14 protein-coding genes are annotated in these 16,206 nt (G+C 54.2%); 2 read left to right on the forward strand and 12 right to left on the reverse strand.

The features are described 5' to 3' along the window. On the reverse strand, nucleotides 1-451 hold a 451-nt coding region (locus AC06ND_RS06415; protein WP_475678167.1), incomplete at its 3' end, for a DHH family phosphoesterase. Nucleotides 452-535: 84 nt separating this feature from the next. On the opposite strand from AC06ND_RS06415, the gene lysS reads away from it, so the two are divergent. Continuing rightward, a complete protein-coding gene (gene lysS / locus AC06ND_RS06420; RefSeq protein ID WP_475678180.1) occupies nucleotides 536-2,050 on the forward strand; it encodes a lysine--tRNA ligase in 1,515 nt (504 codons plus the stop codon). An 88-nt stretch (nucleotides 2,051-2,138) separates the two neighbouring features. On the opposite strand, the gene AC06ND_RS06425 is transcribed toward lysS, so the two are convergent. From AC06ND_RS06425 to AC06ND_RS06435, 3 genes are read right to left on the reverse strand one after another with little or no spacing between them, the layout of a single operon-like run. Beyond that, nucleotides 2,139-4,190 (reverse strand): S46 family peptidase, encoded by a 2,052-nt coding sequence (locus AC06ND_RS06425; RefSeq protein WP_475678168.1) that lies wholly within the window; start codon nucleotides 4,188-4,190, stop codon nucleotides 2,139-2,141. A 13-nt stretch (nucleotides 4,191-4,203) separates the two neighbouring features. Next, nucleotides 4,204-4,947, reverse strand: coding sequence for a shikimate dehydrogenase family protein (locus tag AC06ND_RS06430; RefSeq protein WP_475678169.1), 744 nt, complete (start codon nucleotides 4,945-4,947; stop codon nucleotides 4,204-4,206). Between the two features lie 10 nt (nucleotides 4,948-4,957). Continuing rightward, the gene (locus tag AC06ND_RS06435) at nucleotides 4,958-5,761 is read right to left on the reverse strand and encodes a TrmH family RNA methyltransferase (protein WP_475678170.1); all 804 of its coding nucleotides are present in this window, start codon (nucleotides 5,759-5,761) and stop codon (nucleotides 4,958-4,960) included. Between the two features lie 101 nt (nucleotides 5,762-5,862). Between AC06ND_RS06435 and AC06ND_RS06440 the strand changes: the two genes are divergently transcribed. Beyond that, the gene (locus AC06ND_RS06440; protein ID WP_475678171.1) at nucleotides 5,863-6,372 is read left to right on the forward strand and encodes a single-stranded DNA-binding protein; all 510 of its coding nucleotides are present in this window, start codon (nucleotides 5,863-5,865) and stop codon (nucleotides 6,370-6,372) included. 160 nt (nucleotides 6,373-6,532) lie between these two features. Here AC06ND_RS06440 and AC06ND_RS06445 read toward each other — a convergent pair whose 3' ends face one another. The 8 genes from AC06ND_RS06445 to AC06ND_RS06480 form a co-directional block, all read right to left on the reverse strand. Further along, the gene (locus AC06ND_RS06445; protein ID WP_475678172.1) at nucleotides 6,533-7,675 is read right to left on the reverse strand and encodes a sodium ion-translocating decarboxylase subunit beta; all 1,143 of its coding nucleotides are present in this window, start codon (nucleotides 7,673-7,675) and stop codon (nucleotides 6,533-6,535) included. Then, the gene (locus AC06ND_RS06450; protein ID WP_475678173.1) at nucleotides 7,675-8,115 is read right to left on the reverse strand and encodes a biotin/lipoyl-containing protein; all 441 of its coding nucleotides are present in this window, start codon (nucleotides 8,113-8,115) and stop codon (nucleotides 7,675-7,677) included. Before AC06ND_RS06450 ends, AC06ND_RS06445 begins: the two co-directional genes overlap by 1 nt. Nucleotide 8,116: 1 nt before the next feature. Next, nucleotides 8,117-8,440: an OadG family transporter subunit gene (locus AC06ND_RS06455; RefSeq protein WP_475678174.1), complete on the reverse strand. Its 324-nt coding sequence runs from the start codon at nucleotides 8,438-8,440 to the stop codon at nucleotides 8,117-8,119. After that, nucleotides 8,437-9,999, reverse strand: coding sequence for an acyl-CoA carboxylase subunit beta (locus tag AC06ND_RS06460; RefSeq protein ID WP_475678175.1), 1,563 nt, complete (start codon nucleotides 9,997-9,999; stop codon nucleotides 8,437-8,439). The genes AC06ND_RS06455 and AC06ND_RS06460 overlap by 4 nt, the downstream gene beginning before the upstream one ends. Nucleotides 10,000-10,010: 11 nt before the next feature. Further along, a complete protein-coding gene (locus AC06ND_RS06465; protein ID WP_475678176.1) occupies nucleotides 10,011-10,805 on the reverse strand; it encodes an enoyl-ACP reductase FabI in 795 nt (264 codons plus the stop codon). A gap of 4 nt (nucleotides 10,806-10,809) precedes the next feature. Then, nucleotides 10,810-11,232, reverse strand: coding sequence for a 3-hydroxyacyl-ACP dehydratase FabZ (fabZ, locus tag AC06ND_RS06470; RefSeq protein ID WP_475678177.1), 423 nt, complete (start codon nucleotides 11,230-11,232; stop codon nucleotides 10,810-10,812). Between the two features lie 108 nt (nucleotides 11,233-11,340). After that, the gene (rpoC, locus tag AC06ND_RS06475; RefSeq protein WP_475678178.1) at nucleotides 11,341-15,585 is read right to left on the reverse strand and encodes a DNA-directed RNA polymerase subunit beta'; all 4,245 of its coding nucleotides are present in this window, start codon (nucleotides 15,583-15,585) and stop codon (nucleotides 11,341-11,343) included. Between the two features lie 25 nt (nucleotides 15,586-15,610). Continuing rightward, the coding region (locus AC06ND_RS06480; protein ID WP_475678179.1) for a DNA-directed RNA polymerase subunit beta at nucleotides 15,611-16,206 on the reverse strand (596 nt) is incomplete at its 5' end.

Raw genomic sequence — 16,206 nt, forward strand, 5'->3', positions numbered from 1 at the left:
TGGCCTTGATGCCGCAGTCGAGCGTGATGATCAGGTCGAACTTGTTCTCTACGGCCCAGTCTATGCCCTTGTACGAAACGCCATAACCCTCGTCATAGCGGTCCGGAACATAGAAATCGACCTTCGGAGTAAGTTTCTTGAGGAAGGAGTAGACAAGGGACACGGCAGTGGTTCCATCGACGTCATAGTCGCCATACACGAGGATCTTGTCACCCTCGACGACTGCGCGGCGCACTCTCTCGACAGCCTCGTCCATGTCCTTCATGAGGAAAGGATCATGGAGATTGTCGAGCGAAGGACGGAAGAATTCCCTGGCCTCCTGGAAGGTACGGATACCGCGCTGGACCAGGAGTTCGCCCAATACGGGGTCTATTCCCAGTTCAGCAGAAAGCCTGCTCACGACCTCGCGGTCAGCTGCCGGCTTCAATTCCCACTTCTTGTCCTTAGCCATATCCTACAAAGATACTCAAATTGTTCCTAAATACTCAAAAAATTAATTATTTGTAGTAACTTTGTGTGCTTTAAACAGATAATGATGGAACAGACTTTCAACGAGCAGGAAACCCTGCGTAGAGAAGCCCTCGGTAAGCTCAGGGAGCTCGGCATCGAGCCATATCCGGCACCACTTTACCCAGTCAATGCGACATCTGCCAGCATCAAGGCGGAGTTCGATCCTGAGAAGGAGAACCTCCAGGACGTATGCATCGCCGGCCGCCTTATGAGCCGCCGTATCATGGGTGCCGCATCCTTCGGTGAGCTTCAGGACGAGACAGGAAGAATTCAGATATATGTAAACCGCGACGAGATCTGTCCAGGCGAGGACAAGACCATGTACAACACGGTATTCAAGAAACTCCTTGACATCGGTGACGTCATCGGCATCAAGGGATTCGCCTTCATCACCAAGACCGGCCAGCTCTCGATCCATGCAAAGGAACTCACCCTCCTCAGCAAGTCCCTCCGCGTGCTTCCTATCGTGAAGGAGCAGGACGGAAAGGTATTCGACGCCTTCTCTGATCCGGAGCTTCGCTACCGTCAGAGGTACGTGGACCTCATCGTGAACCCGCAGGTGAAGGAGACCTTCATCAAGAGGTCACAGATCATCGCCACCATGCGCGAGTACTTCAACGAGGCAGGCTGTCTCGAGGTTGAGACCCCTATTCTCCAGAGCATCCCAGGCGGCGCTACCGCACGTCCGTTCATCACTCACCATAACGCCCTCGACATCGACCTCTACATGCGTATCGCCAATGAGCTTTACCTCAAGAGGCTCATCGTCGGTGGATTCTCAGGCGTTTACGAGTTCGCAAAGGACTTCCGTAACGAGGGTATGGACAAGACCCACAACCCTGAGTTCACCTGCATGGAGATCTATGTTGCATACAAGGACTACATCTGGATGATGGAGTTCGTGGAGAAGATGCTCCAGAAGATCGCCCTCAAGGTCAACGGAACCACCAAGGTCACCATCGGCGAGCACGAGGTTGACTTCGGCGGCACTTTCCGTCGCCTCCCTATCCTCGACGCGATCAAGGAGTATGCAGGCGTGGATGTCAGCGGCATGGACGAGGACGAACTCCGCAAGACCTGCAAGGAGCTCCATGTCGAGATCGACGAGCACATGGGCAAGGGCAAGCTCATCGACGCAATCTTCGGCGAGTTCGCAGAGCCTAACCTCATCCAGCCAACCTTCATCACCGACTACCCTGTCGAGATGTCTCCTCTTACCAAGCGTCATCGCAGCAACCCTGCACTCACAGAGCGTTTCGAGCTCTTCGTCTGTGGCAAGGAGCTTGCCAACGCATATTCTGAGCTCAACGACCCTATCGACCAGTTCGAGAGGTTCCAGGAGCAGGCAAGGCTCAAGAGCAAGGGCGACGACGAGGCCATGTTCTTCGATATGGACTTCGTACGCGCACTCGAGTACGGTATGCCTCCTACATCAGGTCTCGGAATGGGTATCGACCGTCTCACCATGTTCATGACCGGCCAGACAACCATCCAGGATGTACTCTTCTTCCCTCAGATGAGGCCGAAGCCAGTAGAGTAAACGATCGCAATCCGCTGAGTGCCAGCGATATAATACCGCGACGGCTCCCTCTTCCGAGGGAGCCGTCACTATGTTAATGCACTGAAGATCAGTCAACTAGCACCATCTCATCGATGAGGTTGTCGGCATGGCCGATGTTCCTGATGAGGAACAGGACATAGCGGACGTCGAGAGAGATGTTCCTGCAGAAGTCCGGATCGAACGCGATATCGCTCATGGTGCCTTCCCACACGCGGTCGAAGTTGATGCCGATGAGGTCGCCGACAGCATTGATCACCGGGCTGCCGGAATTACCTCCGGTGGTGTGGTTGGTAGCGAGGAAGCAGACAGGAGTGTCCGCATAGTCACCCGACGCATAGAGGTCGCGAAGCTCCTGCGGGATGTTGTAGTCGAAAATCTCCGGATTGTCCTTCTCCATCACACCCTTGAGGGTCGACACATGGTGATAGTAGGTACCGTCGGCAGGAGAATAGCCAGCGACATGACCATAAGCTACGCGAAGGGTGAGGTTGGCGTCAGGGAAGAACGTCCTGTCCTTCTCGTACTCCATCTGGCCACGCATATAGTCGCGGTTGAGAAGGTTGATCTGACGTCCGTACTCATTGACTCCAGGGACCGCGTACTCGGCATACCAGTCGTACATCTTCCTGTAGAATATGTATGCAGGGTCCTCCTTCGCCTGGTCTGAGCTTAGTGAGTATGCCTTGTCAGAGGTGAATGCAGAAGAAGAGAAGAGATCCTCCGCCCATGCCTCTACACTGCCATATTTCTTGAGATTGTCCTTGTAGTAGTCAGGCTGCACTTCCTCAGGGATGAGCTCTGCGAACCTGCCCATCACGGCAACGAAGCTCTCCTGATCGATAGGTCTGTACCAATCCTTGAAGAAAGCGTCGAGGTGGGCCTTTCGTGCCTCGTCATCCTTGAGACCTGCATAAGAAGCGGCCTCCCTCGCGATCTCGATCACGTACGCAGTCTCGGTGAATATCTCCCTTGCGAACATATATGGCTCGTAAAGGGCATAGAGCTCGGCGAGCTTGTCGATCAGGCCGTCATACTGGGTCCCTACAGCCCATTTCCTGAAGCCGGCCTCGTACTCCTGCTTCTTCGCCACCACCGAATTGCGGGCAATGCCCTTAGCCTCGCCCTGCCATTTCTTCCATGCATTGGAAACGCTTGCGTTCTTCGAGCTGTACTGTATTCTGACCTTCTGGCTCTGGCCCATGTACTTTTTCTGGATATCGAGTCTGAGGGTACGAAGATCGATCTTCGCTGGATCCGACACCTCCGCCACATACTTCACCGCAGCCGAATGGATGTACTCCTGGGTGCTGCCCGGGAATCCGTAGATGAAGGTGAAGTCACCCTCGTTGACGCCGGCGGTGCTGATTCGGAAAAACTTCCTCGGAGAGTATGGGACATTGTCCTTCGAATATGCCGCAGGCTCATTGTCCTTGCCCGCATAGATACGGAACATGGAGAAGTCGCCGGTGTGACGCGGCCACATCCAGTTGTCGGTATCGCCACCGAACTTTCCTATCGAAGATGGAGGGCAGCCGACAAGACGCACGTCGTTATACACCCTGTACACGAAGAGGAAGTACTGGTTGCCCATGAACATGGACTCCACGCTCGCCTCGAGGCCCTTCGCACCAGCGGTGGCCTGCTCGGTGATCTTCGCGCTGTTCGCCTTGATTACGGAATCCCTCTGTGCCTCGCTCATCGATGGGTCATAGCCCTTGAGGACAGCCGCCGTCACATCTGTCATGTGGTCCAGGAAGTTCACGCTGAGACCCGGACAAGGAAGCTCCTCAGAGCGATTTCTCGACCAGAATCCATCCTTGAGGTAGTCATGCTCCACGGAGCTGTGCTTCTGGATATGGCTGTAGCCGCAATGATGGTTGGTGATGAGCAGTCCCTCTGCCGAGATGAGCTCTCCGGTACATCCGCCGCCGAAGAGAACGACAGCGTCCTTGAGCGACGCCTGGTTGATGCTGTAGAGGTCCTCAGCCTCGAGCTTGAAGCCCTTGGCCTGCATATCCCCTATCCTCTGGGAAATGAGAGACGGAAGCCACATGCCGCCGTCCGCATGTGCGGAAAAGGACACGAGGATAGCCGTGATCAGTACTGAAATTTTCTTCATATCGTATTATTTTCTATTCAAAGACCTTGGCCATTGACTCCGCATCCGGCTCCTCACCCGTAAAGAGGAAATATCCATGCACAGCCTGGCTCAGCAACCACTTCTTACCGGACTCGGCATTGAGTACAGGATCCTTATAGTTGGCCTCCAGCACCATGACATCCGAGAATGCCTCGATGCCCTTGACCGCGAGCGGAAGAGTGTAGATGACGACGTCGCACTTAGGCAGGACATCTGCGCCATCCTCGAGGCCAAAGACTTCCGGACGCTTCTTCGGTCCGAAGACTGCAGCAAGCGAATCAGCGAACTCCTCCGCCTTTGCGACATTCCTGTTCGCTATCCTGGTCTTGAGTCCGACCTCGAGGGCAGCCACTATGGCCGCCTTGCCGGCACCGCCGCAGCCTATCACCATCGCCGTCTGCATAGGCTTCTCCTTCATCGCCTCAAGCAGCATCATCGCCACTGCCGAATAGTCCGAATTATAAGCCTTGATGCCCTCAGCAGTCTTCACGAAGATGTTTCCGGCACCGATTGCCTCGCACTCGGCGCTTCGCACGTCGGCACGCGCATAGGCTAGCTCCTTGAACGGAGCAGTCACGTTGATTCCGTCGTACTCGTCGATGAATCGCTGCCAAACCTGCTCGAAGTCAGCGCCCTCGATAAGGTCATAAGGGTAGCGACCGTCGTATGCTGCCTTGAAGAGCGCTGGGCTCTTCGAATGTGCGATCGGGTGTCCTATCAGTCCGAATTTTTTCATGATGTCGAATTTATGAATTGCGCTGGCGCACCGCCTCGAAGAGGAGTATGGCCGCACTTACGGATGCATTGAGGCTGTCAAGGCGTCCGAGCATAGGTATCTTGATATGGGCATCCGCCGCCTGCCTCCACGCGTCAGTGAGACCTGTCGCCTCGGTTCCGATGACGATGGCTGTGCCGGACTTCATGTCGGTATCATAATACCACTCCGAATCCTGGAGCTGGGCAGTGAGAATGCGTATTCCGTTCTTCTTGAGCCATGCTATGCACTCCTCGGAGCTGCAGGCTGCACATGGCACGGTAAAGATCGCGCCTATGCTGGAACGGATGAGGTTAGGATTGTAGAGGTCGGTGAGCGGATCGCAGACTATCACGGCGTCTGCACCGGAAGCATCTGCGCTCCTCAGCACGGCTCCGAGGTTGCCCGGCTTCTCCACGCTTTCGAGTATGACGATGAGCGGATTCTCCTTGAGAGTTATATTCTCGAGTCCATGCTTCTTACAGCGCACCTCCGCCACCATGCCCTCGGTTCCACCTCTGTAGGCAATCTTGTCATAGACCTCCCGGGTGACCTCGAAGAGCCTTGGCTCCTGGCCGGAGAACGAGTCCTCGAGCTGATCTGCCGACATCCCCAAGATGGACGGACAGAAGAACACGGAGTCAAGCGCATAGCCGCAAGCGACGCAATGCTCTATCTCCCTTCTGCCCTCGACGACGAACAGTCCGCTCTCACGACGGCGCTTCGACTTCTCCTGCAGGAGAAGCAGTTCCTTGATCTTAGGATTCTGTCCTGAACTGATTGTCTCTGACCTCATGTTTCCGATTTTTCGAATGACAAATTTAGCAAAAATGTATTGCTCTGCGAAAGATAAAAGCTAACTTAGCAGAACCACCGTAACTAATAATTCATTTTATCATGTCACTGAACAAAGCAATGTTGATCGGTAACGTTGGAAAGGACCCGGAAGTACGTTACCTTGAGCAGAATTCACCAAACTCCGCAAAAGTCGCATCATTCACACTCGCAACCACAGAGAGGTTCCGCGATCGCAACGGAGAAACCCGGGAGAACACGGAATGGCACAACGTAGTTGCTTGGAGAAGCAATGCTGACGTGGTGGAGAAGTTTGTGAAGAAGGGAACTCAGCTCTATGTGGAGGGACGTATCAGGTCCCGCTCATGGGATGGTCAGGACGGAGCCAAGCACTACATCACTGAAATCGTAGCTGACACGATCCAGCTTCTTGGTAACCGCAGGGACAATCCTGGTGCTGACGCTGCTCCATCGCAGCCAAGCGTCGCCACTCAGCCTCAGGCAAGCTATGCCCCTCAGCCACAGCCTTACAGCCCTGTCGCTCAGCCTGCCCCAGCGCCCGCTAAGCCGGCTGTAGTCTCAGAGAATCCAGACGACGATCTGCCGTTCTAGCGAACGGCAGATGAGGCCGGTCCGCAGGGTCGGCCTATTTTATTACCACTTCGTAATCAAAGAACGGAAGCGATCCTTGCTCCGGGACCCGAAAACCGCTCCGGCTACGCCTGCGCTTTTTTCCGCCCTCTCGCAAGAGATTCGCATTCCGTTCTTTTCTTTATCCGAGGAAACTGAGCAGGATACCTGCAGCGACGGCGGAGCCGATGACACCAGCGACGTTCGGAGCCATCGCATGCATGAGCAGATGATTGCTTGGATCGCACTCCCTTCCGACAGTCTCGGAAACCCTCGCCGAATCAGGCACAGCCGACACTCCGGCATTTCCGATGAGAGGATTTATCTTTCTATCCTCCGGAAGGAATATGTTCCATATCTTCACGAAAAGTATTCCGCAGGTAGTAGCGATGATGAATGAGACCAGACCGAGTCCGAAGATCTTGAGCGAGGTAACGGAAATGAACTTGTCGGCCTGAGTAGAACAACCGACGGTAAGTCCGATGAGCATGGTCACGATATCGATGAGCGGACCGCGCGCGGTCTCTGCAAGCCTCCTTGTGACACCACTCTCCTTGAGCAGATTTCCGAAGAAGAGCATACCCAGAAGAGGAATGCCGGAAGGCACGATGAAGGCTGTCAGGAGGAAACCAACTATAGGGAAGATGATCTTCTCCTTCTGGCTCACAGCGCGTGGAGAAGCCATCCTGATGGTCCTTTCCTTCTTCGTGGTGAGAAGCATCATGAGCGGCTTCTGGATCACAGGGACGAGAGCCATGTAGCTGTATGCGGATACTGCGATGGCGCCCATCAGATCCGGAGCAAGCTTCGAAGAGAGGAAGATTGCGGTAGGACCGTCAGCACCGCCGATGATGCCGATGGCACCTGCCTCGGCCGGCATGAATCCCATCCACAACGCGAGCAGGTAGGCTCCGAAAATGCCCATCTGGGCCGCGGCGCCGATTATCATCAGCCTAGGCTGGGATATCAGTGCCGAGAAATCCGTCATTGCACCTATGCCCAGGAAAATCAGCGGCGGATACCAGCCCTGACGCACGCCCTGGTAGAGAATGTTCAGTACGGAACCTTCTTCGTATACACCTATGTTGAGTCCCTCGACGAAAGGGATGTTGCCGACCACGATTCCAAAGCCGATAGGCACGAGAAGCAGCGGCTCCCATTTCTTTACGATTCCGAGCACGACGAAGACTATACCTATGCAGATCATGATAAGATGCTGCCAGGTCGCGTTCGCGAAGCCCGTGAAATGCCAGAACTGCTGTAATGCGTCGAATACCATGTCCATCAGTCAATAGAGATTATTGGAGCGCCCTCAGGGATGCTGTCCCCCACTGCCACATGCACCGCGCTGACGGTTCCGTTCTTCTCCGCCTCGATCGCATTCTCCATCTTCATGGCCTCGAGCACAGCCACCGTCTGACCAGCGCTCACCTTGTCGCCGACCGTGACGTTAATGGAGTTAATAACTCCAGGAAGTGGACTGAGCACCTTCTTGGAAGCCGACTTTACAGGGGCAGCTGATGGTGCTGAAACGGCCCTTCCTGCAGGCTGGGATGGTCTTGCAACGCTGGAAACCACGGAAGCAGGGACTCCGGCCTTCGCGTCAGACTCGATCCCCACGCTGTACGGAGTACCGTTGACGGTCACGTCCACAGACGCATCGTCCATCCTATCTATACGGACCGCATAGTCATGTCCGTTTATCTTAAGCTTATATTCTTTCATCTTACTTTCTCCTAATCGTGATGACATAGCTCTCGTCATCGTGTGCGGATTCCTCCTTTCGTGCCAACTCTATCGCCGCCGCAATCGCAGCAGCGATCTCGGCTTCATCTGTTCCCGAAGCCATCTGGGATGATGCTTTCTGAGTTTTCCGTCCGAATCTTTCAGCAAGCTTCCCGCTGCACACATAGCCCACAAGGGTGTATGCCAGGTAGAGCAGGATGAGCGCGGAGAACACGACGGACACGGCCACGACAGTAACGGTCAGGCCATACTCCATCACAGAAGACGCTCCGGAAGCAAGCACTATGACAGGAATACTCATCATAGAGGAAGGTTGTCATGTTTGCGCATAGGCATCTCCCTCTTCTTGCCTGCGAGAGACTCGAGGGCGCGTATCACGCGGAAACGGGTATTGCGAGGCTCGATCACATCGTCGATGTAACCGTAGCTTGCCGCATTGTATGGATTGCAGAAGAGATCATTATACTCCTTGATCTTCTCTGCGGCGAGCTCTGCCTTCTTCTGCGGGTCGGACTCAGCCTTAAGCTCCTTTCCATAAAGGACCTCGACAGCGCCCTCCGCACCCATCACGGCAATGTTCGCCGATGGCCATGCATAGTTGACGTCACCGCGGAGCTGCTTGCAGCTCATCACGATATGCGCACCACCGTAGCTCTTCCTCAAGGTCACTGTGACCTTAGGTACGGTAGCCTCGCCGTATGCGTAGAGGAGCTTGGCACCGTTGGTGATGACTCCTCCGTACTCCTGCTGGGTTCCGCAGAGGAAGCCAGGCACGTCAACGAGGGTCACGAGCGGGATGTTGAAAGCGTCGCAGAACCTCACGAAGCGCGCTGCCTTGCGAGATGCATTGATGTCAAGCACGCCGGCGAGCATCTTCGGCTGGTTGGCCACGATACCCACGCTGCGTCCGTTCATGTGCGCGAATCCCACTATTATGTTCCTTGCCCAATCCTTCTGAACCTCGAGGAAAGCACCATCGTCGACTATGCTGCCAATGATAGGATACATGTCGTAGGCCATGTTCGGATTGTCCGGAATGACATCGTTCAAGGCATCGTCGTACCTTCCGGCAGGGTCGTCGGTAGGACGGAAAGGGGCCTCTTCGCGGTTGCTGGACGGAAGGAAGGAAACAAGCTCCTTGATGGTCCTGATCGCGTCCTCCTCCGATTCGGCTGCGAAATGCGCGACTCCGCTCTTCCTCGAATGTACGTCCGCGCCGCCGAGATCCTCCTGCGAGACCTCCTCTCCGGTGACGCTCTTCACCACTGCCGGTCCGGTGAGGAACATGAAAGAGCTGCCCTTGACCATGATATTGAAATCGGTCAGAGCCGGAGAATAGACGGCGCCGCCTGCGCATGGACCGAATATGCCCGAAATCTGCGGAATCACTCCCGAAGCGAGTATGTTCCTCTGGAAGATCTCAGCATAGCCTGCAAGAGCGCAAACTCCCTCCTGGATCCTTGCTCCACCCGAATCGTTGAGTGCGATCATCGGAGCACCGTTGCGCACCGCAAGGTCCATCACCTGACATATCTTCATCGCCTGGGTCTCGGAGAGCGAACCACCGTTCACGGTGAAATCCTGCGCCGAGACATATACGAGCCGCCCGTCGATGGTTCCCATTCCTGTCACCACGCCGTCGCCGTCGTTCTTGTGCTTCTCCATACCGAAGTTCGAGCATCTGTGCTGCACGAACATTCCATATTCCTCGAAGCTTCCCTCATCGAGCAGCAGCGAGAGCCTCTCCCTGGCGGTGAGCTTACCCTTGGCATGCTGTGCCTCGATTCGCTTCTCTCCGCCGCCGAGCTTCGCGCTTGCACGTCTGTCGACGAGTTCCCTTATCTTTTCCTTCTGTACTGTCATCTTTCTGTCATCTAGTCCTTGCAGAAAGGCAAAATCGACGAATAACCGCCGTCATTGTAAAGATTCTGCATGGTCACCTTTCTCGTATAGTCCGAGAAGAGCACCGTTATATAGTCAGCGCAGTCGTCAGCATCGGCATTGCCGAGCGGCGACACGCGGTCCGTATACTCGAACATTTCCTGCATGCCTGCGATTCCCTGACCAGCGGTTGTCATGGTCGGAGACTGGGATATGGTGTTGACCCTGACCTTCTTCTCCGATCCGAACACATAGCCGAAGTTCCTGGTGATGGACTGGAGCATAGCCTTCGCATCGGCCATATCTCCGTATCCCGGCATCGCACGGTCGCCAGCGATATAGGTCAGAGCGAGTATCGATCCACCTTCACGCACAGCGTCCTTCTTGTAGAGAGTCTGGAGGAGCTTATGGAAGGAGAGGGCCGAAATGTCTACGGTCTTGAGGAAGAAATCGTAGTTAAGGTCGTCGTATGGCTTGCCCTTCCTGATGTTTGGCGACATGCCCACCGAATGGAGCACGAAGTCGAACTGACCTCCGAAATGCTCCATCGCCTGGTCCACGAGATTCTCCAGGTCCGCGACCGAAGTCGCATCTGCCGCGATGACGGGAGCGTTGCACTGCTCCGCAAGAGCGGTGACGCTGCCGAGCCTGATGGCCACTGCTGTATTCGTAAGCACGATCTGAGCGCCTTCTTCGGCACATCTGACCGCTGCCTTCCATGCTATTGACTGTTCGTTGAGAGCACCGAAGATGATGCCCTTCTTTCCCTTGAGCAAATTGTTTCCCATAATTCTAAGCTTGCTTTTCCTCTACGAGGATGAAAGACTGTGTAGCCGAGCAGCAGACCTTACCGTCGACCGTCGCCTTGGCCTCGATCACGACATAGTTCTCCTTCTGGGCAGTTATCCTGCACTTGGTGACCACGGTGTCGCCCGGGCGCACTGTCTTCTTGAAGCGAACGTTGTTCATTCCTGCAAACAGAGGAAGACGACCCTTGAGCGACTCGTACGAGAGGAGTATGGACGGTTGTGCCATCATCTCGCAAAGAATCACTCCCGGCACGATTGGGTTGTCCGGGAAATGCCCCTGCAAGAAGGGTTCCTCTCCCGTAACCTTGTACTCGGCGACAACTATGTCTCCAAGTTTTTCGGCCTTATCCACGAGCAGCATAGGCTCGCGATGCCGCACTAGTTTCTTGAATTCTTCTCTATCCATAGGTCTAGCACTGTCTTTGCGTCTATAAAGATACTACTCTTCTTCGAAAAAGGCTAAAAAAAGAGCCGATTGCTGCTGCAATCGGCTCTTTCTCAATATAGGATTCTGTTAGAGATTCTCGAGATTTGCCTTCACCTTCTCTGCCGGAGCGACGAGGATTTCCTGGAAATCCTTCTGGCCGGTACCTGCAGGAATTGCGTGACCGCAGATCACATTCTCCTTCAAGCCCTCGAGCATATCCACGCGACCGCGGATCGCTGCCTCTGAGAGAACCTTGGTAGTCTCCTGGAATGACGCTGCTGACATGAAGCTGTTGGTCTTCAACGCAGCCCTGGTGATACCCTGGAGAACCTGAGTTCCGGTAGCTGGCTTAGCGTCGCGAACGACGATGGTCTTGAGGCCCTGACGCTCGAGTGACGAGTTCTCTGCGCGGAGATCCCTTGCGGAAATGATCTCGCCGGTGAAGAACTTCTGTGAGTCACCAGAGTCGAGGATGTATGACTTGCCGTAGATGCTGTCGTTGGTGTCGATGAATCTCCACTTGTCGACAAGCTCCTCTGGAAGGAACTCGGTGTCGCCTGGATCTGTGATCTCCACCTTCCTCATCATCTGACGTACGATGATCTCGAAGTGCTTATCGTTGATCTTCACACCCTGCAGACGGTAAACCTCCTGTACCTCGTTAACGATGTACTCCTGAACCTTGATAGGACCAAGGATGTTGAGGAGATCGGTAGGAGAAACTGAACCGTCAGAGAGGCGCATACCTGCCTTGACGTAGTCGTTCTCCTGAACGAGGATCTGCTTGGTGGTAGGAACGAGGTATCTCTTCTCTACGCCGCTCTTGTTGCGGACGATGATCTCCTGGTTACCCCTCTTGATCTTACCCATGATGATCTCACCGTTGATTTCGGATACGATTGCAGGGTTAGATGGGTTACGTGCCTCGAAGAGCTCGGTAACTCGAGGGAGACCTCCGGTGATATCGCTTGACTTACCTACTGCGCGTGGGATCTTGATGATGATGTCACCGACCTTCACGTCTGCACCGTCGTTGACCATTACATGGGCATTGACAGGGAGGTTGATGGTCTTTCTCACGTTACCGTCCTCGCCGAGGATGACGATCGCAGGGTTCTTGGTCTTATCCTGTGAAGTGATGATGACCTTGTCGCGGTTGAATGAGTACTCATCGGCCATTTCCTCGCGGTATGTCACACCGTCGATCATGTTCTCGTATCTTGCCTTACCGGCAGCCTCGATGATGGTGATCGCGTTGTAAGCATCCCACTCGCAGATGAGATCACCCTTGACAACCTTCTCGCCATCGAGCTTGCTGAGGATTGAACCGTAAGGGATATCGTACTGAGAGTAAGTGATTCCAGTGTTCTCGTCAACGATGCGGAGCTCGGTTGTACGGCTGACTACGACCTCCTGGACACCAGTCTCGGTAACCCTCTGGATGGTCCTGAGCTCGCTGTACTCAAGCTTACCGTTGTACTTAGAGGTGATAGAGTTGTCTGCTGCCTCACCACCGGCGATACCACCGGCGTGGAAGGTACGGAGTGTAAGCTGGGTACCTGGCTCACCGATTGACTGAGCCGCGATAACGCCGACAACCTCACCCTGCTCAACCATTCTCGTGGTAGCGAGGTTACGTCCGTAGCACTTCGCGCAGACACCCTTACGTGACTCGCAAGTGAGGACGGAACGGATCTCGACCTGCTCGATAGGGAGGCTCTCGATGAGGGCAGCGGTGTCCTCACGGATCTCCACACCTGCAGCGATGATGAGCTCGCCAGTGAGTGGGTTGAAGATATCATGTACCGAGGTACGACCGAGAATTCTCTCGCCGAGAGACTCTACGACCTCGTCCTTGCTCTTGATAGCAGTTGCGATGAGACCTCTGAGAGTACCGCAATCCTCCTCGTTGATGATCACGTCGTGTGAAACGTCTACGAGACGACGGGTAAGGTAACCAGCATCCGCAGTCTTCAATGCGGTATCGGCAAGACCCTTACGTGCACCGTGGGTACCAACGAAGTACTCGAGCACGGTCATACCCTCCTTAAGGTTGCTGATGACAGGGTTCTCAATGATCTCTGCACCCTGACCACCGGACTTCTGAGGCTTTGCCATCAAACCACGCATACCGCAAAGCTGCTTGATCTGCTGTGTTGAACCTCGTGCACCAGAGTCGAGCATCATGTAGACTGGGTTGAAGCCCTTGTCTGCTGCAGAAATCTGCTCCTCGACGATCTTGGTAAGCCTGTTGTCAATAGATGTCCAGAGGTCGATGACCTTGTTGTAACGCTCGTTGTTGGTGATGAAACCCATCTCGAAGTTGCTCTTGATGTTCTCCACCTCCTTGTAACCGTTCTCGATCATGCTGGTCTTCTCAGCCGGGATGATGACGTCACCGAGGTTGAATGAAAGACCGCCCTTGAATGCCATGGTGTAACCAAGGTTCTTGATGTCGTCGAGGAACTGTGCGGTACGTGAGATACCGGTGTTCTTGATGACGAGGGAGATGATCTTACGGAGAGCCTTCTTACCGAGTACCTCATTTACATAAGGAACCTCGTCTGGAACGAGCTGGTTGACCATGATACGTCCAGGAGTGGTCTCTACCATCTGAGTACCAGCCTCTGGGTTGAGCTTGTCCTTAGGGAGACGTACGTTGATCTTGGTGTGAAGAGCCACAGCCTTCTCATTGAGGGCGATGATTACCTCTTCAGGACCATAGAAGCTCATTCCCTCACCCTTTGCACCAGGTCTTATCTTGGTGATGTAGTACAGACCGAGCACCATGTCCTGTGAAGGGACGGTGATAGGAGTACCGTTCGCAGGGTTAAGGATATTGTGTGAACCGAGCATGAGGAGCTGAGCCTCGAGCACGGCTGCGTTACCGAGTGGAAGGTGGACTGCCATCTGGTCACCGTCGAAGTCCGCGTTGAATGCGGTACAAGCGAGTGGGTGGAGCTGGATTGCCTTACCCTCGATCATCTTAGGCTGGAAGGCCTGGATACCGAGTCGGTGAAGGGTAGGTGCACGGTTGAGGAGAACTGGATGACCTTTCATCACGTTCTCGAGGATGTCCCAGATAACTGGGTCCTTGCGGTCCACGATCTTCTTCGCTGACTTCACGGTCTTCACGATACCACGCTCGATGAGCTTGCGGATGATGAATGGCTTGTAAAGCTCAGCTGCCATATATTTAGGGAGACCGCACTCATGCATCTTCAGCTCAGGTCCTACGACGATGACTGAACGTGCAGAGTAGTCGACACGCTTACCGAGGAGGTTCTGACGGAAACGTCCCTGCTTACCCTTGAGACTGTCAGAGAGAGACTTGAGTGCCCTGTTGGCCTCGCTCTTCACTGCATTTGACTTCTTCGAGTTGTCGAAGAGTGAGTCAACAGCCTCCTGAAGCATACGCTTCTCGTTCCTGAGGATGACCTCAGGTGCCTTGATCTCGATGAGTCTCTTGAGTCGGTTGTTTCTGATGATGACCCTTCTGTAGAGGTCATTGAGGTCAGAGGTAGCGAAACGTCCACCATCGAGCGGAACGAGAGGACGGAGCTCTGGAGGGGTCACAGGGATGACCTTCATAATCATCCACTCTGGGCGGTTGATGCCCTTTGACTCCTGGAACCACTTCACTACGCTGAGCCTCTTGAGGGCCTCAGCCTTTCTCTGCTGTGATGATTCCCTTGCCATGGTGGCACGGAGCTCACGTGCGAGGGCATCGATGTCGATCTCGCAGAGGAGATCGTAGATAGCCTCAGCACCCATCGCAGCCTTGAACTTGGCTGGATCGTCGTCAGAGAGTGCATAGTTGTCAGGAAGACGTGAGAGGGTCTCGAGATACTCGTCCTCTGAGAGGAGTTCGAGCCTCTGATAACCAGACTCACCTGGCTTGATGACGATATACTTCTCGTAGTAGATTACAGACTCGAGGTTCTTTGCCTTGACGCCAAGGAGAGCCGCGATCTTGTTAGGAGCTGACTTGAAGTACCAGATATGAGCTACTGGGACGGTGAGCTCGATATGACCCATCCTCTCCCTACGTACCTTCTTCTCGGTAACCTCGACGCCGCAACGATCGCAGACGATACCACGATAGCGGATTCTCTTGTACTTACCGCAGTGGCACTCGTAGTCCTTGGTAGGACCGAAGATCTTTTCGCAGAACAGACCGTCGCGCTCAGGCTTATAGGTCCTGTAGTTGACGGTTTCTGGCTTCAACACCTCACCGGAAGACCTCTCTTTGATGTCCTCCGGAGAAGCGAGCGAAATGCTGATTCTGTCGAAATTGCTTTTAACCTTATTTTCTTTGATATAAGTAGGCATATTCCTATTGTTTCAATCAGTTAACTTAGTCCAATGTAACCTTGAGTCCGAGACCTCTGAGCTCATGGAGCAATACGTTGAGAGACTCTGGGATTCCTGGAGTAGGAAGGAGGTCACCCTTGACGATTGCCTCATAAGTCTTAGAACGTCCGGTTACGTCGTCAGACTTCACGGTAAGGATCTCCTGGAGGATGTTTGCTGCACCGAATGCCTCGAGTGCCCAAACCTCCATCTCTCCGAAACGCTGACCTCCGAACTGTGCCTTACCACCGAGAGGCTGCTGAGTGATGAGAGAGTAAGGACCGATACTACGTGCGTGCATCTTGTCGTCAACCATATGGCCGAGCTTGATCATGTAGATCACGCCGACTGTTGCTGGCTGGTCGAACCTGTCACCTGTACCACCGTCCCTGAGGTAAGTCTTACCATAGCGAGGGAGGCCTGCCTTGTCGGTGTAAGCTGAGATCTCGTCAAGAGTAGCACCATCGAAGATCGGGGTGCTGAACTTGAGACCGAGCTCCTTACCTGCCCAACCGAGGACAGTCTCGTAGATCTGACCGAGGTTCATTCGTGAAGGCACACCAAGAGGGTTGAGCACGATGTCGACTGGAGTACCATCAT

The sequence above is a fragment of the Candidatus Cryptobacteroides sp. genome (assembly GCF_056207615.1).

What these genes read in the sequence shown, in the direction of transcription:
- AC06ND_RS06455 (WP_475678174.1), bottom strand. Translation starts at nt 8,440, where the DNA reads ATGATGAGTATTCCTGTCATAGTGCTTGCTTCCGGAGCGTCTTCTGTG.
- AC06ND_RS06450 (WP_475678173.1), bottom strand. Translation starts at nt 8,115, where the DNA reads ATGAAAGAATATAAGCTTAAGATAAACGGACATGACTATGCGGTCCGT.
- AC06ND_RS06440 (WP_475678171.1), top strand. Translation starts at nt 5,863, where the DNA reads ATGTCACTGAACAAAGCAATGTTGATCGGTAACGTTGGAAAGGACCCG.
- AC06ND_RS06445 (WP_475678172.1), bottom strand. Translation starts at nt 7,675, where the DNA reads ATGGACATGGTATTCGACGCATTACAGCAGTTCTGGCATTTCACGGGC.
- AC06ND_RS06430 (WP_475678169.1), bottom strand. Translation starts at nt 4,947, where the DNA reads ATGAAAAAATTCGGACTGATAGGACACCCGATCGCACATTCGAAGAGC.
- AC06ND_RS06425 (WP_475678168.1), bottom strand. Translation starts at nt 4,190, where the DNA reads ATGAAGAAAATTTCAGTACTGATCACGGCTATCCTCGTGTCCTTTTCC.
- lysS (WP_475678180.1), top strand. Translation starts at nt 536, where the DNA reads ATGGAACAGACTTTCAACGAGCAGGAAACCCTGCGTAGAGAAGCCCTC.
- rpoC (WP_475678178.1), bottom strand. Translation starts at nt 15,585, where the DNA reads ATGCCTACTTATATCAAAGAAAATAAGGTTAAAAGCAATTTCGACAGA.
- AC06ND_RS06460 (WP_475678175.1), bottom strand. Translation starts at nt 9,999, where the DNA reads ATGACAGTACAGAAGGAAAAGATAAGGGAACTCGTCGACAGACGTGCA.
- fabZ (WP_475678177.1), bottom strand. Translation starts at nt 11,232, where the DNA reads ATGGATAGAGAAGAATTCAAGAAACTAGTGCGGCATCGCGAGCCTATG.
- AC06ND_RS06465 (WP_475678176.1), bottom strand. Translation starts at nt 10,805, where the DNA reads ATGGGAAACAATTTGCTCAAGGGAAAGAAGGGCATCATCTTCGGTGCT.
- AC06ND_RS06435 (WP_475678170.1), bottom strand. Translation starts at nt 5,761, where the DNA reads ATGAGGTCAGAGACAATCAGTTCAGGACAGAATCCTAAGATCAAGGAA.